At 64.8% G+C, this 17,185-nt stretch carries 15 protein-coding genes and 1 tRNA gene; 5 read left to right on the forward strand and 11 right to left on the reverse strand.

Features of this window, described 5'->3' with window-relative positions; translation table 11 throughout:
- Positions 1 to 82: 82 nt before the first annotated feature.
- Positions 83 to 1,255, reverse strand: a complete 1,173-nt coding sequence (dinB, locus tag M3A49_RS03355) for a DNA polymerase IV (protein WP_416338908.1) — start codon at positions 1,253 to 1,255, stop codon at positions 83 to 85.
- A 165-nt stretch (positions 1,256 to 1,420) separates the two neighbouring features.
- On the opposite strand from dinB, the gene M3A49_RS03360 reads away from it, so the two are divergent.
- Entirely contained in the window at positions 1,421 to 2,152 is a 732-nt protein-coding gene (locus M3A49_RS03360; protein ID WP_266227462.1) for an aspartate/glutamate racemase family protein, read from the forward strand.
- Between the two features lie 71 nt (positions 2,153 to 2,223).
- On the opposite strand, the gene M3A49_RS03365 is transcribed toward M3A49_RS03360, so the two are convergent.
- Both M3A49_RS03365 and M3A49_RS03370 read right to left on the reverse strand, forming a co-directional pair.
- Positions 2,224 to 2,300, reverse strand: a tRNA-Met gene (locus M3A49_RS03365).
- A gap of 138 nt (positions 2,301 to 2,438) precedes the next feature.
- On the reverse strand, positions 2,439 to 2,981 hold the full coding sequence (locus M3A49_RS03370) for a PadR family transcriptional regulator (RefSeq protein ID WP_266227463.1): 543 nt from the start codon (positions 2,979 to 2,981) through the stop codon (positions 2,439 to 2,441).
- A gap of 187 nt (positions 2,982 to 3,168) precedes the next feature.
- Here M3A49_RS03370 and M3A49_RS03375 point away from each other — a divergent pair, with 187 nt between their 5' ends.
- On the forward strand, positions 3,169 to 4,170 hold the full coding sequence (locus M3A49_RS03375; RefSeq protein ID WP_266227464.1) for an NAD(P)H-dependent flavin oxidoreductase: 1,002 nt from the start codon (positions 3,169 to 3,171) through the stop codon (positions 4,168 to 4,170).
- 64 nt (positions 4,171 to 4,234) lie between these two features.
- On the opposite strand, the gene M3A49_RS03380 is transcribed toward M3A49_RS03375, so the two are convergent.
- Positions 4,235 to 4,855: a 2-hydroxychromene-2-carboxylate isomerase gene (locus M3A49_RS03380; RefSeq protein ID WP_266227465.1), complete on the reverse strand. Its 621-nt coding sequence runs from the start codon at positions 4,853 to 4,855 to the stop codon at positions 4,235 to 4,237.
- A gap of 100 nt (positions 4,856 to 4,955) precedes the next feature.
- Here M3A49_RS03380 and M3A49_RS03385 point away from each other — a divergent pair, with 100 nt between their 5' ends.
- Complete coding sequence (locus M3A49_RS03385) at positions 4,956 to 5,684, forward strand: SDR family oxidoreductase (RefSeq protein ID WP_266227466.1); 729 nt, start codon at positions 4,956 to 4,958, stop codon at positions 5,682 to 5,684.
- 83 nt (positions 5,685 to 5,767) lie between these two features.
- Positions 5,768 to 6,553: an exodeoxyribonuclease III gene (gene xth / locus M3A49_RS03390; protein WP_254341206.1), complete on the forward strand. Its 786-nt coding sequence runs from the start codon at positions 5,768 to 5,770 to the stop codon at positions 6,551 to 6,553.
- Positions 6,554 to 6,562: 9 nt separating this feature from the next.
- Here the strand turns inward: xth and M3A49_RS03395 are convergent, their stop codons facing one another.
- The 4 genes from M3A49_RS03395 to glnA all read right to left on the reverse strand — a co-directional run bounded on the left by M3A49_RS03395 (position 6,563) and on the right by glnA (position 13,215).
- A complete protein-coding gene (locus M3A49_RS03395) occupies positions 6,563 to 8,656 on the reverse strand; it encodes a prolyl oligopeptidase family serine peptidase (RefSeq protein WP_266227467.1) in 2,094 nt (697 codons plus the stop codon).
- Positions 8,657 to 8,773: 117 nt separating this feature from the next.
- Positions 8,774 to 10,348, reverse strand: a complete 1,575-nt coding sequence (gene ntrC, locus M3A49_RS03400; protein ID WP_266227468.1) for a nitrogen regulation protein NR(I) — start codon at positions 10,346 to 10,348, stop codon at positions 8,774 to 8,776.
- A gap of 66 nt (positions 10,349 to 10,414) precedes the next feature.
- Positions 10,415 to 11,557: a nitrogen regulation protein NR(II) gene (gene glnL, locus M3A49_RS03405; RefSeq protein WP_133181494.1), complete on the reverse strand. Its 1,143-nt coding sequence runs from the start codon at positions 11,555 to 11,557 to the stop codon at positions 10,415 to 10,417.
- Positions 11,558 to 11,799: 242 nt separating this feature from the next.
- Entirely contained in the window at positions 11,800 to 13,215 is a 1,416-nt protein-coding gene (gene glnA, locus M3A49_RS03410; protein WP_254352876.1) for a type I glutamate--ammonia ligase, read from the reverse strand.
- A gap of 465 nt (positions 13,216 to 13,680) precedes the next feature.
- Between glnA and M3A49_RS03415 the strand changes: the two genes are divergently transcribed.
- A complete protein-coding gene (locus M3A49_RS03415; RefSeq protein WP_133181498.1) occupies positions 13,681 to 14,145 on the forward strand; it encodes a rhodanese-like domain-containing protein in 465 nt (154 codons plus the stop codon).
- A gap of 106 nt (positions 14,146 to 14,251) precedes the next feature.
- On the opposite strand, the gene M3A49_RS03420 is transcribed toward M3A49_RS03415, so the two are convergent.
- The 3 genes from M3A49_RS03420 to M3A49_RS03430 form a co-directional block, all read right to left on the reverse strand.
- On the reverse strand, positions 14,252 to 15,109 hold the full coding sequence (locus M3A49_RS03420) for a competence/damage-inducible protein A (protein WP_266227469.1): 858 nt from the start codon (positions 15,107 to 15,109) through the stop codon (positions 14,252 to 14,254).
- Between the two features lie 35 nt (positions 15,110 to 15,144).
- The gene (locus tag M3A49_RS03425) at positions 15,145 to 15,978 is read right to left on the reverse strand and encodes an EI24 domain-containing protein (protein WP_266227470.1); all 834 of its coding nucleotides are present in this window, start codon (positions 15,976 to 15,978) and stop codon (positions 15,145 to 15,147) included.
- A 138-nt stretch (positions 15,979 to 16,116) separates the two neighbouring features.
- Positions 16,117 to 17,175, reverse strand: coding sequence for a sterol desaturase family protein (locus M3A49_RS03430; protein WP_266227471.1), 1,059 nt, complete (start codon positions 17,173 to 17,175; stop codon positions 16,117 to 16,119).
- Between the last annotated feature and the right edge of the window lie 10 nt (positions 17,176 to 17,185).

Raw genomic sequence — 17,185 nt, forward strand, 5'->3', positions numbered from 1 at the left:
GCGCTTTCATTTCCGCTCGCGTCGATTCTATCGGCGCCAGACTCGCGCCGCCAGCCGCGTGGCCCGCATCCACGCGAAGGCGTCACACGAGCGCGCTCGGGCCATCGTCTTCCGCGGGATCGTCGTCGAAGAGCGCGAACTGCCCGCGCAACGCCGGGTTGTCCTCTTCGAGCCGCACGCCCACGCCGAGCAGACGCACCGCCAGCTTGCGCCGCGCGAGTCCTTTTTCGAGCATCAGCAGGAGGGTGCGCACATCGGTGGCATCGGCCACCCACTCGACCGTCGTACGCTGCAAGTTGGCGAAGCGGATCTTCACGAAGAGCTTGCGCACCGCGTGCGCGCAACCCGCGCGTTCGATGCGCGCGTCGAGCAGCACCGCAAGACGCTTGAGCTCCTCGCTGCACGCTTCGAGCGTAAGCAGATCGTTCACGTAGGTCGTCTCGACGCTCACCGACTTGCGCTCCTGATTGGCGCGCACGGGCCGGTCGTCCATACCGCGCGCGAGTTCGTAGAGCCGCTTGCCGAACACGCCGAAATGCCGGTGCAGATCGAACAGCGACCACGTGCGCAGTTGCGCGCAGGTGGTGAGCCCGAGGTTTTCGAGCTTCGCCGCCGTGACCTTGCCGACGCCGTGGATCTTGCGCACGGGCAGCGCAGCGACGAAGGCATCGACTTCAGGCGGACGCGCGACGAAGAGGCCATCGGGCTTGTTCCAGTCCGATGCGATCCTTGCGATGAACTTGTTCGGCGCCACGCCGGCCGATACCGTCACGCCCACGGTTTCGCGCACGCGCGCGCGAATTTCCTCGGCGATCAGCGTGGCGCTGCCCTTGCAGCGCGGGGCGCGCGTGACGTCGAGATAGGCTTCGTCGAGCGAGAGCGGTTCGACGTCGGCGGTGTAGTCGCGGTAGATCGCCATGATCTCGCGCGAGGCGGTGCGGTACTTCTCCATCGCCGTGGGCAGGATCAGCAGTTCGGGACACTTGCGCATGGCGAGCGCCGACGACATCGCCGAATGAATACCGAAGCGCCGCGCCTCGTAGTTGCAGGTGGCGATCACGCCGCGCTGGTCGGGCCGTCCGCCCACCGCGAGCGGACGGCCGCGCAATGAGGGGTCGTCGCGCATTTCGACCGACGCATAGAAGCAGTCGCAGTCGCAATGGATGATCTTGCGAGCGGCGGCGGCTAGCGCGGCGGCGGAGCGTCCCGAGTCGGGCGCGGCCGGCGGCGCGAGGTTGGAAGAAGGCGCGTTCACGGTCCCGATACTGTACAAAAACACAGTATTATTTTCAAGACAAGTGCCCGTGCCCTTTATCGGCTCCCGTACCGTTTCGGATCGGCCAGACCGTCTCTGGACTGCTGGCTGCGCGGGCCTATACTCGTGCGGATTGAACAGGCCACGAGAGTAAGGAACGAATCGATGAAAACGATCGGCGTGATTGGAGGGATGAGCTGGGAATCGTCGGCCGAGTATTACCGGCTGCTGAACCGCCACGCGAAGGCGCGCCTGGGCGGCCATCACAACGCGCGCAGCCTGATGGTGACCGTGGACTTCGCGCAGGTCGAAGCGCTCCAGCGCGCGGGCGACTGGGACGCGCTAGGCGTGCAGATGGCCGAGGCCGCGCAACAGCTCGAACGCGGCGGCGCCGATATCGTGCTGCTTGCGACAAACACGATGCACCGCGTGCGCTCGGCGATCGAGGCGACGATCTCGATCCCCTTCCTGCATATCGCGGACCCGACCGGCCAGGCGCTGCGCGCCGCGGGATTCACGCGAGCGGGCCTGCTCGGCACGCGCTACACGATGGAACAAGACTTCTACATGGGGCGATTGCGCGAGGCGCATGGCATCGAAGCGATCGTGCCGAACGAACACGATCGCGCGGACGTGCACCGGATCATCTACGACGAGCTGTGTCACGGCAACGTGGATGGGCAGTCGCGGCGCGTGTATCAGCGCGTGATCGAAGACCTCGCGGCACGCGGCGCGCAGGCGGTCATTCTCGGCTGCACGGAAATCACGCTGCTAATCGGACAGAAGGATTCGGCACTGCCGATGTTCGACACCACCGCGTTGCACGCGCAGGCCGCCGTGGATTGGGCGATTGGGAGCGAGGCAGGCGCCTCGCGAGGGCGCTCGTTGCAGCTTTGAGCTGCAGAAAACAAAAAACCCGCTCAGAGCGGGTTCATTGATTGGCACGAGGCCTTGCTGCTTAAGACGTTTGGTTGCGGGGGTAGGATTTGAACCTACGACCTTCGGGTTATGAGCCCGACGAGCTGCCAGACTGCTCCACCCCGCGTCCGTCAGAGAAAAGAATTATAGGGTGCCGGGATCACTCCGTCAAGGGTCTTTTTCACACGATCGAAACATCGCGCGTTCGGACACCGTCGGGCAGGCAATCGCGACACGAGAATTACTTCGGACAACCTGGCAAATTTCACCACGCCTGCGTGGGTTCCACCAGCGCCCGCACTTCTTCCGCCCAGGCAAGCCACATCTCTTGCGTATGGATGCCCGCCTTAAGGATCGCGTACTGCAACTGCTGCCCGCGCGTGAGCGAAGCCGCGCCGAAATCGCGCTGCTCGATCTCCCGATAGGTCGCGAGCCGCGCGCGATTTTCTTCGATGAGCCGCGCGAGTTCCTCAGCGAGGCCGAGCGGCCCGATCACAGCATCGGCGCGCAACTTGAGCAGAAACACGTTGCGCGAGTCGAGGTCGAGCGCCGTCTCGCGCACCCAGCGCACCACTTCATCGCGCCCCACAGGCAACACGCAATACACCTTCTTGCGCGACGCGGCGGCCGTCTCGTCCTCGATGACCGACACCCACCCCGCCTCGACCATGCGGCCCAACTCGCGATAGATCTGCTGATGCGTGGCGTGCCAGAAGTAGCCGATCGCGCGATCGAAGCGGCGCGCGAGGTCGTAGCCCGACGAAGGCTTTTCCAGCAAGGCGATGAGGATGGCATGCGGCGTCGACATGCGGCGATTCTAAACCACGCCCCGCCCCATGCCGGATCTGTTACGGACCGAATTTTTCCACTATGCAACTGGTTGCATAGTTTCGACGGCTTTGCTATGTTTGAGCCTGCCAGCCGGCGCGCACGCCGGCGCATCGAACCACGCGACGGCAGCCGCACCCGGCGGCCGCCCCAGTCAAGGAGATAGGATGTCCCTGCCCGCCGTGCTGCGCCGCGGCCTGTCGATTCCGGTCGTCGGCTCGCCCCTTTTCATCATCTCGAATCCCGATCTCGTGATCGCCCAGTGCAAGGCGGGTGTCGTCGGCTCCTTCCCCGCGCTCAATGCGCGCCCTGAACACGTGCTCGGTGAATGGCTCGACCGCATCACCACTGAACTCGCCGAGTACAACGCGAAGCATCCGGACGCCCCGGCGGCGCCCTTCGCCGTCAACCAGATCGTGCACAAGTCGAACGACCGCCTCGAGCACGACCTTGGCGTGTGCGCCCAATACAAGGTGCCGATCGTCATCACGTCGCTCGGCGCGCGCGAAGAGGTCAACCACGCGATCCACGCGTGGGGCGGCATCGTGCTGCACGACGTCATCAACAACACGTTCGCGAAGAAGGCCATCGAGAAAGGCGCGGACGGCCTGATCGCCGTGGCCGCCGGTGCGGGCGGCCATGCGGGCACGCTCTCGCCGTTCGCCCTCATCCACGAGATTCGCGAATGGTTCGACGGCCCTCTGCTGCTGTCGGGCGCGATCGGCAACGGCAACGCGATTCTCGCGGCGCAGGCGGCGGGCGCCGATCTCGCCTATATCGGCTCGGCGTTCATCGCCACGCATGAAGCGAATGCCATCGACGCGTACAAGCAAATGATCGTCGAGTGCGGCGCGGGCGATATCGTGTACTCGAATCTCTTCACGGGCGTGCACGGCAACTATCTGCGCCAGAGCATTGTGGCGAGCGGTCTCGATCCGGAGGCGCTGCCGCAGTCGGATCCGTCGGCGATGAATTTCGGCTCGACGCGCGTGAAGCCGTGGAAGGACATCTGGGGCTCGGGCCAGGGCATTGGCGCGGTGAAGAGCATCGTGCCGGCAGCTGAACTCATCGCGCGTTTGAAGCGCGAATACGAGGCGGCGCGCGTGCGTCTGGGCGTGGTCGCTGCGCCGCAAGCCGAGGAACAAACGGTGGAACAAGCCGCGCTTTGATGCGCGGCGTGAGGCGGGAGCGATCATGGCCCGTCCGCCTCGCCTCGTGATGAACCGCCGCGTTTTATGCGCGCGACTTCACGCGCGCGATTTCCTCTTCGACATCGCGCAGCTGATCCTTGCCGAAGTACATTTCCTCGCCGACGAAGAACGTCGGCGAACCGAACGCGCCGCGCTCGAACGCCGACTGCGTGTTCGCGAGCAGCGCGGCTTTCACATCGGCGTCCTGAATCGCCGTTTCGAACGCCGAGGCGTCGAGGCCGTCCGCCTCGAGCGCCGCGCGGATCACGGCGGGGTCGTCCATCTTGAGGCCCTCTTCCCACATGTGCGCGAACATGCGGTCCACGTACCGCTCGAACGTGCCGAAGCGCCGCGCCGCAATTGCGCCGCGCATGATCTGCAACGTGTTCACGGGGAAGTGCGGATTGTGCCGATAGGCCGCCAGCCCATGCCGCCCGATGAAGCGCCGCATCTCCAGCATCATGAACTTGCGCTTGTTCTCGATGTCCGCGAACGCCTCGGCCGGCGAGCGATTGCCGCTCAGCTTGAAAAGGCCGCCAAGCAGGATCGGCACATACTCGAAACGCACCTGCTGGCGCGCTTCGATGCCGCCGATCACCTTGTGGCACAGGTAAGCGTTAGGACTACCGAAGTCGAACAGAAACTGCACCTTGATGTCAGCCATCGTGTCTCCCTTATGTGAATACGCGCGCCTTTGCCCGGGCGCGCGGACGTCCTAAGATACCTGAAACCGGGCCGCTGTAATCGACAGTGAGACAAGCACCATGACGCAAAAGAAAGCCGTACTGGTAATCGGCGCAGGCGACGCCACCGGAGGCGCCATCGCGCGCCGCTTCGCACGCGAGGGCTACATTGCATGCGTGACGCGCCGCAATGCCGACAAACTCGCGCCGCTCGTCGCGCAGATCGAAGCCGAGGGCGGCGAAGCGCACGCCTTCGGCTCGGACGCGCGCAAGGAAGAGGACATGATCGCGCTGTTCGCGGACATCGAGACGCGCATCGCACCCGTCGAGGTGGCGATCTTCAATATCGGCGCGAACGTGCGCTTCGGCATTACAGAAACCACGGCGCGCGTCTATCACAAGGTCTGGGAAATGGCCTGTTTCGCCGGGTTCCTGATGGGTCGCGAAGCCGCAAAAGTCATGCTGCCGCGCGAGCGCGGTTCGATCTTCTTCACGGGCGCCACCGCGAGCCTGCGCGGGCGCGAGGGCTTCGCGGCGTTCGCGGGCGCGAAGCACGCGCTGCGCGCCCTCGCCCAGTCGATGGCGCGCGAACTCGGGCCGCAGGGCATTCACGTCGGGCAGATCATTGTCGATGGCGCGATCGACACCGAGTTCATCCGCGAGAATTTTCCCGAGCGCTACAAGCTCAAGGAACGCGACGGCATCCTGAACCCCGAGCACATCGCCGACGCCTACTGGACACTGCACCAGCAGCCGCGCGATGCCTGGACGCACGAACTCGATCTGCGGCCGTGGCTGGAGCAATGGTGAGGCAACTGTTGCCCGCTTTGCGAAGCAGGCGATAATGGCGCCGAAGTGCACCGAATGCACACCGTCACCCTATCGAGCCTCACATGAAAATCGCCACGTGGAACGTCAACTCCCTCAAGGTCCGTCTGCAGCACGTCATCGACTGGCTCAACGAGAGCAAGACCGACGTGCTCTGCCTCCAGGAGCTCAAGCTCACCGACGACAAGTTCCCGCGCGCCGATCTCGAGGCACACGGCTATCGCAGCTGGTTCGCGGGCCAGAAGACCTATAACGGCGTGGGCATCCTCGTGCGCGAAGGCCTCTTCGTCGACGAAGCCACGGTCGTGCGCAACATTCCGGGCTTCGAAGATCCGCAGCAGCGCGTGATCGCCACGACCATCGGTGACGTGCGCGTGGTGAGCGCGTACTTCCCGAACGGCCAGGCGCCCGGCACCGAAAAGTTCGCGTACAAGCTGCAATGGCTCGACGCCATGCACGACTGGCTCGCGCAGGAAATGCAGCGCTACCCGAAGCTCGCGCTGCTCGGCGACTACAACATCGCGCCCGAAGACCGCGACGTGCACGATCCGAAGGCCTGGGAAGGCCAGAACCTCGTCTCGCCCGAGGAGCGCGCGCAGTTTCGCCGCCTGATCGAACTGGGTTTCGTCGATGCGTTCCGCCAGTTCGAGCAGCCCGAAAAACTCTTCACGTGGTGGGACTATCGCATGTTCGCGTTTCGCCGCAACGCGGGCTTGCGCATCGACCATATCCTGCTCGCGCCCGCGCTTGCCGGGCACCTCACCGCGTGCGAAGTGGACAAGGTCCCACGCAAGTGGGAACAGCCGTCCGATCACACACCGGTGATCGCCACGCTCGATATTGCGGGCTGAACGCGCGCCCTACCAGTTCCCCGCGAGCGTGGTCCACAGAAAGCGATAAACGAGCGCGTCATACTCCGCGCGCTCGAGCGAATCGCTGCCGGGGCCGTGACCGCCTTCGGTGTTCTCCAGATACCAGACATTCGCGTGCCCCTGCTGCTCCATGCGCGCAACCATCTTGCGCGCGTGCGAGGGATGCACGCGGTCATCGCTCGTCGAAGTCGTGAACAGCGACGGCGGATACACGACACCTGGCTTCACATGGTGGTAAGGCGAATAGGCAGCTAGCGCGCGTGATTCTTCGGCATCCTCAGGATCGCCATATTCGTCGATCCATGACGCACCCGCATGCAGCAGCGGGTAGCGCTGCATGTCGAGCAGCGGCACCTCGCACACCACGGCGCCGAACAGCTCGGGGCGCTGCACCATGCACGCGCCCACGAGCAGCCCGCCGTTGCTGCCGCCCTTGATGCCCAGTTGCGCGGCACTCGTATAGCCATCGGCGACCAGCTGCTCGGCCACCGCGATGAAGTCGTCGAACGAACGTTGGCGATGCTCGCGCTGCGCCTCGACGTGCCAGGCGGTGCCGTACTCGCCGCCGCCGCGGATGTGCGCAATCGCGACCACGCCGCCCTGCTCCAGCCAGCCGATCCCCGAGCTCACGAGATATTGCGGCGTGAGCGCGATTGCGAAGCCGCCGTAGCCTGTCAGCAGGCACGGCGCCGCCTTGCGTGACTCGCCTTCGAGCACGGCCTTCGGGCCAACTACGGTGAACGGTACGCTCGTGCCATCCGCCGAGCGCGCGTGCGAGCGGATGACCGTGAGCGGCCTGGAATCGAACTGCGTGGGCCAGCGGTCGAGCAATTCCCACTGCTGGAGATCAGTTTGCGCGAGATCGGCGAGCCAGTATTCGGGCGGCAGCAGGTAATCGTCGACGTCGACGAATACCTCGTCGTTGAGCGTGTCTTCGATGGGCGAGACATCCACCTGCGAACTCGCACGCGCAGGGAACAGGCGCGACTCCCAGCGCCACGCGCTATCTTCCTGGTGCGGCTGCCAGAGCATCGTGCGGCTCTCGACATCGTCGAGCCAGGAGACGAGCAAGACGTTGTGCGTATTGGTCCAGTCGCATGCCGACGTAACCGGCGTGGGCGTGAAGAGCGTCGTGAACGCGCGATCGCCCGCGAGGAAAGCGTCTTCGCGGATCACGAGCAACGCACCGCCCTTGTGCGTGACGCCCGAAACGCTCCAGTCGAGCCGCGGCTCGAGCAGCAGCCAGCCGTGCCACGCGCCGACCGAGACATGCGTAGGCACGTCGTACACCTGCCAGGCGCCACGTCCATCGAGACGATAGGTGTATGAATCGAAGAAGTCGACGCTGCGCACCACGTCGTGGCGCTTCTCGACCGGATCGTAGTCGCCCTCCACGCTGATGTCGCCGAACTCGCCGCTGAACACCACGGGCGCGTCGGCGAGCGCGGTGCCGCGCGTCCAGCGGCGCACCTCGCGCGGATAGCCCGAGCGCGTGAGCATCTTCTTGCCGCTCTTGCCGCCCGCGTCCCATCCCAGGTACACGGTATCGCGATCGATCCACGAAATGATGTGCTTGCCTTCTTTCGCAATGGCGAAGCCATCGTCGAGGAATTCGCGCTTCACGATGTCGAACTCGCGCACGATGACCGCGTCGGAGCCGCCATCGGAAAGCTGGATCAGCGCGCGGTCGCCGTCCGGGTAGAGGATGTCGATGCCCGCGCACACCCATGGCATGCCCTCTTTCGCGCCGAGCGCGTCGAAGTCGATCAGCGTTTGCCACTGCGGCTTGTGGGCGCGCCAGTCGGCCCAGAGCGCGCGGCGCCACAGTCCCTTGGGATTGTCCTCGTCCTCCCAGAGGTCGTAGGCCCACTCCTGCCAGCGGCTCGGGATCACGGGCCGCTCGCGCGGCAAGTAGGCCTGCGCGAGGCGCGTTTCGAGCGCCTCGAAACGCGCACCGCCCTGCCACGCGGCGCGCGTGCGCGCGTTCTGCGATTCGACCCAGGCCATGACGGCGGGGTCGTCGAGCGATTCGAGCGAAAGGAACGGATCGGCCTCGGTGGGCCAGGGAGAAGTCACGGGCATGATCGGTCGTCGACAGGAAAACAGCGTCGATTATGCCCTGTGTGCGCGCCGGTGCACTGCGCATCGGGCCGACTCGCGTTGCGCGAGGCCGGCCCGATGCCACATGCTAATACACGCTCATTCCAGATTGAGCTCCTGGATCTTGCGCGTGATGGTGTTGCGGCCGATGCCAAGACGCTCGGCCGCCTCGACCTTGCGCCCGCGCGTGAAGTCGAGCGCCTCTCGGATCACGGCGGCTTCGAAGCGGCGCGAGAGTTCGTCCATGACGTCGGCGCTGTTTTCGCGCAAGAGACGCGCGACTTCCGTGCGCAGACCGCTCTCCCACACGCTCAGCGGCGAGACAGCGGCAGCGGTGCCGTTGGACGCGCCGAACGCGGGCGTGCCGAACACCACGCCGCCCGAGACGCCGCCGAGCAAGCCCGCGCCCGCCACGGCACCCGCAACCGGCGATATGCCGCCCGCGCCATTGGTTCCCGCGCCCGCTTCGGAAGCGGCCGAAGCCTCAGTGAGATGCACCGCCGCTCCCGCCGAGCCGTGCGCAGGCACGAGGTCAGGTGGCAGATCCTTGATCTCGATCGTCTGCGCGGGCGCCATCACGGTGAGCCAGTTCGCGAGATTCTCGAGCTGGCGCACATTGCCCGGAAACGGCAGCGACGACATCCACGCAAGCGCCTCGTCCGACACGCGCTTGGGCTCCACGCCCAGCTCGCGCGCGCTTTTCTGGAGGAAGTGGCGCGCGAGCAGCGGAATGTCCTCGCTGCGCTCGCGCAGCGCAGGCAAACGCAGGCGAATCACGTTGAGCCGGTGATACAAGTCCTCGCGGAACAGCCCCTGGCGCACGCGCGTTTCGAGGTTCTGGTGCGTCGCGGCGATCACGCGCACGTTCGCACGCAGCGGGTTGTGCCCGCCCACGCGGTAGAACTGCCCATCAGAGAGCACACGCAAGAGACGCGTTTGCAGGTCGAACGGCATGTCGCCGATTTCGTCGAGGAACAGCGTGCCGTTCTCGGCCTGCTCGAAGCGGCCCTGGCGCATGGCCTGCGCGCCGGTAAACGCGCCGCGTTCGTGGCCAAACAGTTCGGATTCCAGAAGATCCTTCGGGATCGCCGCAGTGTTCAGCGCGATGAACGGCCCGTTCGCGCGTGGGCTATGTCGGTGCAAGGCGCGCGCGACAAGCTCCTTTCCGGTGCCAGACTCGCCGGTGATGAGCACGGTCGCCGCCGAATGCGAAAGCCGCCCGATGGCGCGGAACATGTCCTGCATGGCCGGCGCCTGGCCGAGCATCTCGGGCGCCTCGGCGGGACGCTCGTCCCACTGCTGCTCGCCACGCATGCTTTCATCCACGGCGCGGCGAATCAGTTCGACGGCCTTGTCGACGTCGAACGGCTTGGCGAGATACTCGAACGCGCCGCCCTGAAACGCGGCGACCGCGCTGTCGAGGTCGGAGAACGCCGTCATGATGATGACGGGCAAGCCCGGCACGCGCTCGCGCACGGTTTGCAGCAGCTCGAGGCCCGAGCCGCCCGGCATGCGGATGTCGGAAACGAGCACCTGCGGGTTGTCGTGATCGAGCGCGCTCGCGGCTTCGCGCACGTTCGAAAAGCTGCGGGTGGCGAAGTTCTCGCGGGCAAGGGCCTTTTCGAGCACCCAGCGTATCGATTGGTCGTCGTCTACTATCCAGATCGGCTTCATAAGATCGGTCAGAAGTCCTGGTGGCGTGCGGTATCGGTAAATCTAAATTCAGGTTTAGCTATCGATTCAACTATCAAGCGGCAGCAATATCTGAAACTCGGTGTGGCCCGGCCGGCTATCCACTTCGATCAGTCCGTCGTGCTGCTGGACGAACGTCTGCGCGAGCGTGAGGCCGAGACCGCTGCCATCCTCGCGTCCGGAGACGAGCGGATAGAAGATGCGGTCGCGAATATCCTCGGGAATGCCGGGTCCGTTGTCAGTGATATGCAAGTCCAATGCCAGCTTGCACAATCGTTTGGAAATCGTGACCTTGCGCGCAATGCGCGTACGCAATTCAATGCGCGCGTCGCCCTGCGAAATGCGCTCGCGCAGCGCCTGCGCCGCGTTGCGCACGATGTTCAGCAGTGCCTGGATCAATTGCTCCTTGTCGCCGCGCAGGTCGGGCACGCTCACGTCGTAGTCGCGCTCGATGGTGAGGCCGCGCGGGAATTCCGCGAGGATCACGGCGCGCACGCGCTCGCACACTTCGTGAATATTCACGTCGCCGACGATATGCGGATGCCGGTGCGGCTCCAGCAGCCGGTCGACGAGCGTCTGCAGGCGGTCCGACTCCTTGATGATCACCTGCGTGTACTCGCGCAGCTCGTCGCGCTCCAGCGCGCCGAGTTCGAATTCGAGCAACTGCGCCGCGCCGCGAATACCGCCGAGCGGGTTCTTGATCTCGTGCGCGAGATTGCGGATCAGATGCTTGTTCACCGCCGTGAGGTCGTGAATGCGCTCCTCGCGGTCGCTGCGCAGGTGCCGCTCGTTCTCGAAAAGCTCGAGCAGCACGTAATCGGGCGAGCTTTCGAGAAAACCCACGACCACATGCACGTTCAGCGGTTCGCGTCCGGGGCGTTCCAGCGAAGCGTCGAGCCGCGTCGCGTGAAAGCGATGCTCGGCGATCGATGCGATCGTCGAGAGCAGTTCGTCCGCGTTCGAGAAGAGATCGGACCATGCCATCTGCGCGAGTTGACGACGCGAGAGATCGAGCATCGCCTCCGCCGAAGGATTCGCGAAGGCGACACGCAGTGTGCGCTTGTCGAGCACGAGCACGACCGTGGGCAACGCCTCGAAGCCGGGCAACAGGCCCGACTCGACGAGCGGCGCGTCGTCGGAGAGCGGTTCGGCGTGGCCCTTTCTTGCCTTGATCAGATTCTTGAGCACCATGTTTCAGGCCGGCCGCCATGCGGCGCACCAGCAACGGTCCTGGTCGTTAATTCTGGTCAATACGCTGGTCAATACGCTGGTCAACAAGCGGGTCATACACCTCGTCGACAAGCGACAAGGCGGCCCAACGAAAAAGGGACGGCACCGCCGTCCCTTGGAGACCCAACGCGCCCGCGTCCTGCGAGTCGAAGAAACTGAACCGGCGCTTCGCTGTGTAGCGTGCAGCGAAGCGCCATCGCCAATTACAGCGAGTAGTACAGTTCGAACTCGACCGGGTGCGTGGTCATACGCACGCGTTGCAGTTCGCTTTCCTTCAGCGCGAGGTACGCGTCGATCATGCCGTCGGTGAACACACCACCGCGCGTCAGGAACTCGCGATCCTTGTCGAGCGCGTCGAGAGCCTGGTCGAGGCCTGCGCAAACGGTCGGGATCTTTGCATCCTCTTCCGGCGGCAGGTCGTACAGGTTCTTGTCGGCGGCTTCGCCCGGGTGGATCTTGTTCTGCACGCCGTCCAGACCTGCCATCATCAGTGCCGAGAAGCACAGGTACGGGTTGGCGAGCGGATCCGGGAAGCGCGTTTCGATACGGCGGCCCTTCGGGTTCGACACGTGCGGAATACGGATCGATGCCGAACGGTTGCGTGCCGAGTAAGCGAGCTTGACCGGCGCTTCGAAGTGCGGCACGAGACGCTTGTACGAGTTCGTACCCGGGTTCGTGATGGCGTTCAGCGCGCGAGCGTGCTTGATGATGCCGCCGATGTAGAACAGCGCGAATTCCGACAGACCTGCGTAGCCGTTACCCGCGAACAGGTTCTGGCCGTCCTTCCAGATCGACTGGTGAACGTGCATGCCCGAACCGTTGTCGCCGACGACCGGCTTCGGCATGAACGTCGCCGTCTTGCCGTACGTGTGCGCGACGTTGTGGACGATGTACTTCAGTTGCTGCGTCCAGTCCGCGCGCTGAACCAGCGTCGAGAACTTCGTGCCGATTTCGTTCTGGCCCTGGCCCGCCACTTCGTGGTGGTGCACTTCGACCGGAATGCCGATCTGCTCGAGCAGCAGACACATTTCCGAGCGGATGTCCTGGAACGAGTCGACCGGCGCAACCGGGAAGTAGCCGCCCTTCGTGCCCGGACGGTGACCCGTGTTGCCGCCTTCGAATTCCTTGCCCGATGACCACGGTGCTTCTTCCGAGCCGATCTTGACGAAGCAGCCCGACTGGTCAGCGCTCCACTGGACCGAGTCGAAAATGAAGAATTCCGGCTCCGGACCGAAGAAGGCGGTGTCGCCCAGGCCCGTGCTCTTCAGGTAGGCTTCAGCGCGCTTGGCGAGCGAGCGGGGATCGCGCTCGTAGCCCTTGCCGTCGGCCGGCTCGACCACGTCGCAGGTCAGCACGAGCGTCGATTCTTCGTAGAACGGGTCGATGAAGGCCGTGTTCGGGTCCGGCACGAGCAGCATGTCCGAGGCTTCGATGCCCTTCCAGCCGGCGATCGACGAACCGTCAAACGCATGACCCGACTCGAACTTGTCTTCGTCGAATGCCGACAGCGGAACCGAAACGTGCTGCTCCTTGCCGCGCGTGTCCGTGAAGCGGAAGTCGACAAACTTGACGTCTTCGTCCTTGACGAGTTGCATGACGTCGGCCACGGATTTACTCATAACCTATTCTCCTGATTAACGATTTCGGCGAACGCTGCCGCCGTCCCAATCTTGTTGATCCCCGCCGGCCGCCTCCTTCCCAGGTCTGTCCTGCTGACCTCGACTGGCCGGCTGCGATCGATCGAGACATATAAAGCAGCTTCCATGCCATGCATGCGCCAACGTGGCGCAAAACCCTTACGCGACACGCACTTGGAGTCAAAAATCGTGCGCCGCGCTTTTGTGGAGCCGCCAGCGTGGCGGCTCATCGGCACCAAATTCGTGCAATCCCGAATTTGGCGCGCGAATCTCTCTTCATTATGGTGCAAAACACCTCTCACGCACCATTTCAATGCATTCCACCCTTTGTATCGGCCCAAAGCATCGCGCAGATACGGTTTCGCCTTGGCCGAACCGTCCTACCCGCTCCGTCCCCGCGCGCTAGAATGGTTTTTTGGTCCAACGCGAAACAGGAGATCCGTTGTCATGAGTACGCTCGAACAGTTGTACGCCCAAGCGGAGAAGCGCCGCGTCGAGAACCAGCTGCCCTACGCGGGCGCGGTATCGCCCGCAGAGGCATTCGAGCTTCTGCAGCTCGACCCGCGCGCGCGCCTCGTCGACGTGCGCACGCGCGCTGAACTCGACTGGGTCGGCCGTCCCGTCGTGGGCGACGGCCAATACTCGCACGTCGAATGGACCCGCTATCCGGGCGGCGTGCCCAACGCCGAGTTCCTCACCCAGCTCAAGAGCGCCGTGGAAGCCGACGCGCCCGTGCTGTTCCTGTGCCGCAGCGCCGCGCGCTCCAAGCTCGCCGCCATCGAGGCCGCAAAGGCCGGCTTCACGAAGGCCTATGACCTGCTCGAAGGTTTCGAAGGCGACAAGGACGGCCAGGGGCACCGCAAGACCGTCACCGGTTGGTGCTTCCGAGGCCTGCCGTGGATCGGCGCCTAAGACCGCTGCGCTCCAACCCAGCGGGCCACTCTGAGCGCCCCGTGTGACATGCCGATGATGCGCCGCCTGGCCCGGAGCCTTACGCGGCTCACCCTCACACGCTGATTCAAAAACCGGCGCGCGACCCGCTGCGGCGCTCGCGATCGGGCGTGCCCTCGCCCGGCGGCGCCGGCTCGACCACATCGCCGCCCAGCTCGTGCACGCCTTCGCGCAGCTTCACGAAGGCGGCCGCGACGGCCTCGGGCTCGCCCTTCACGCCCAGATCGATGTGCCGGCGCGCATAAATGCCGCCGCGTTCCGTATCGCCCACGCTCGGCAGGCTGAACACCCGGACGCCCGGAAAATCGCGCTCGATGCGCTCCATGAGCGGCGTGAGCGTCGACTCCGGCAGCTCGAACACGAGCAGCGACTTCTCGGCGTGCGGCGTCTGGTGATGCAGGTGCGCGTACTTCGTGTCGAGCACCCACTCGATCATCGGCCAGGCCATCACGGGGAAACCGGGCACGAAGTGATGATCGCGAATCGAAAAACCCGGAATCTTGTTGTAGCCGTTCGGGATGATCTCGCAGCCCTGCGGGAACGTGCCCATCTGGAAGCGGTGCAGGTTCTCGGGCGACCGGTAGTTCACGGGATCCGCGCCCGTGTGCATGTCGCGGATGCGCTCGCGGATCGCCGCCTCGGCGTCAGGGTGCAACGCGAGCGGCACGCCCAGCGCCGCAGCGGCGCACTGGCGCGTGTGGTCGTCCGGCGTCGCGCCGATGCCGCCCGTCGAGAACACGATGTCGCCCGAAGCGAACGAGCGCTGCAGCGTTTCGGTGATGCGCTCGGGGTCGTCGCCCACGTACTGGGCCCACTCGAGCGAAAGGCCGCGCGCGCCGAGCAGTTCGATGACCTTCGGCAGATGCTTGTCGGAGCGGCGCCCCGAGAGAATTTCGTCGCCGATGATGATGACGCCAAATGCCATGGGTCGCCTCGTTGGATTGTCTTGATGATTAAGCGTTAGTGCACGATCGTCACGTCACCGGACGCCTGCTGCACCTCGTGCGCGCGCATGCGCTGAAGCGCGCGCAGGCAGTAGTGCCCGAACCAGAGCGCCGTGAACACCAGAATGAACGCATAGATCCAGATGGTCACCGCCGCCAGCACCGGGAAGAACAGCAGCAGCCACGCAGACACGGCCCAGATCGCCGTGGGCAGCGAGCCGAGCAGTCCGCTTACCACGCCAATCACGAGCAGCGGCAGGCGGTGGCTGCGCACCAGCGCGCGGCGCTCCTCCACGCTTGCGTGCAGTGCGAGCGCATCGTAGGTCATCACCCGATACGTGAGCCAGCCCCACAACAGCGGCGGAATGAGCGCGAAGAACGGTGGAATGAGCCATAGCGGCAGCGTCACGATCATCACGATCAGGCAGACGAGGGTCGTGACAAGCGAATAGAACAGGCTGCCGTACCAGCTGCCGCCGCGCCGCTCCTCGAGCATCCCGTACTGGCGATTCGAAAGATGGCGGATCACGCGCGGCATCGAAATCGCGACGATCAGCAGCAGCACCGAGATCACGATGAGCGGAATCGTCAGGATGATGACGAGAAACGGCGCGATCGTCGCACGCAGCCAGCCGAAGCCGAGCGCGTCGAATAGATGATAGAGGTAGGCCGTCGACGACCAGTTCGCGAGCGCGCCGCGCATGAGGTCGAGCAGCGGCTGCCAGAACACGTAGAGCACGGCGCCCCACACCGCCGCCGCCACGAGAAATGGCACGAAGGTGAGGAGCAGCATGGCGGGATGGAACACGCTCGCGAGCGCGCGTCCGAACGAGCGCAACAGGTCATTCATGCGAGCGGAATACGGCGAAAAGGACAGGTAGAGAACACGGTGTCGGCGAAATCGGTGCGACCAAGCCAACAGCATAAACCACCGCGCGCACGGCGGGTAAGACGGGTGAGAGGAAGGGCAAGGACGCCGCGCCGGCGCTCAGGTCACGGTGGCGTCGTCGCGCGCCTCGGCTGGCGCGCCAGTGGCAGCATGGGCGCGCGAACGCAGGCGCCGCGCGATGCGGGTGAACGCATAACCCTGCTGCGCCCAGAAGCCCTCGCCATAGCGCGCACCTTCGAGCTGGTCGCGAATGCCCGTGGGCTCGATCTCGCGATTGAACGACGCGCTGCCGAACATCATGTCCCACCAGGGGAACAGCACGCCGAAGTTGCAGCCATAGTGGGTGCCTTCGTGGCCATCGCCGATGGCGTGATGGCGGCGGTGAAAACGCGGGCTCACCACGAGCCGCTCGCCGAGCCAGCCGAAATGCGCGCGAATATTGGCATGCTGCACGCTCTGCACGAAGTTCGTGAGCGCGACGAGCACCACGAATTGCGCGGGCGGCACGCCGATGACGAGCGCCACGGCGGCGAACATGCATGATTGTCCGATCACGTCGAGCAGGTGGTTGCGGTCATCGCACCAGAGCGACATCTTGCGCTGGCTGTGATGCACGGCGTGCAGCTCCCACCAGATGCCGTAACGATGCGAAAGCCGGTGGTACCAGTAGCTGAAGAAGTCGAGCACCACGAGGTAGATCGCGAACGCCACGAGCGGCTGCGTGGTGACGCCCGGCCAGAGATTGTCGAGATCCACCGTCTTCACGCCCATGAGCCGCAGCGCGCTCTGCGCACGGTCGAAGAACGGCTGCATCGTGAAGAAGAACAGCAGGTTCAGAATGCCGAGGCGCGTGACCCACGTGTAGAGCGCATCGACGCCCACACCCTTGCGGTCGCGCCACTTCTCCGCGGGCGCGAGCGCTTCGAGCGGGCGCAGCAGCGTGTACATCAGGCCCACTTCGAGCAGGCCCACGATCACCCAGTACAGCGCGTCGTAGGTCTCTTCGTCCACGTTCATCATGCCGACGCGGAAGAGCAGCGGCTGAATGACGTTGATGTAGAGGAGCGTTTGCAGCCAGGAGACGAGGTCGTCTGCCGACGCGACCACGGACTGCCCCGCGTGCGCGACGAAGGCCAGCAACGACGCCACCGTATCCATGCGCGCGCCC

This window comes from Paraburkholderia sp. CNPSo 3076 (genome assembly GCF_026343935.1).
GTDB lineage: Bacteria > Pseudomonadota > Gammaproteobacteria > Burkholderiales > Burkholderiaceae > Paraburkholderia > Paraburkholderia nodosa.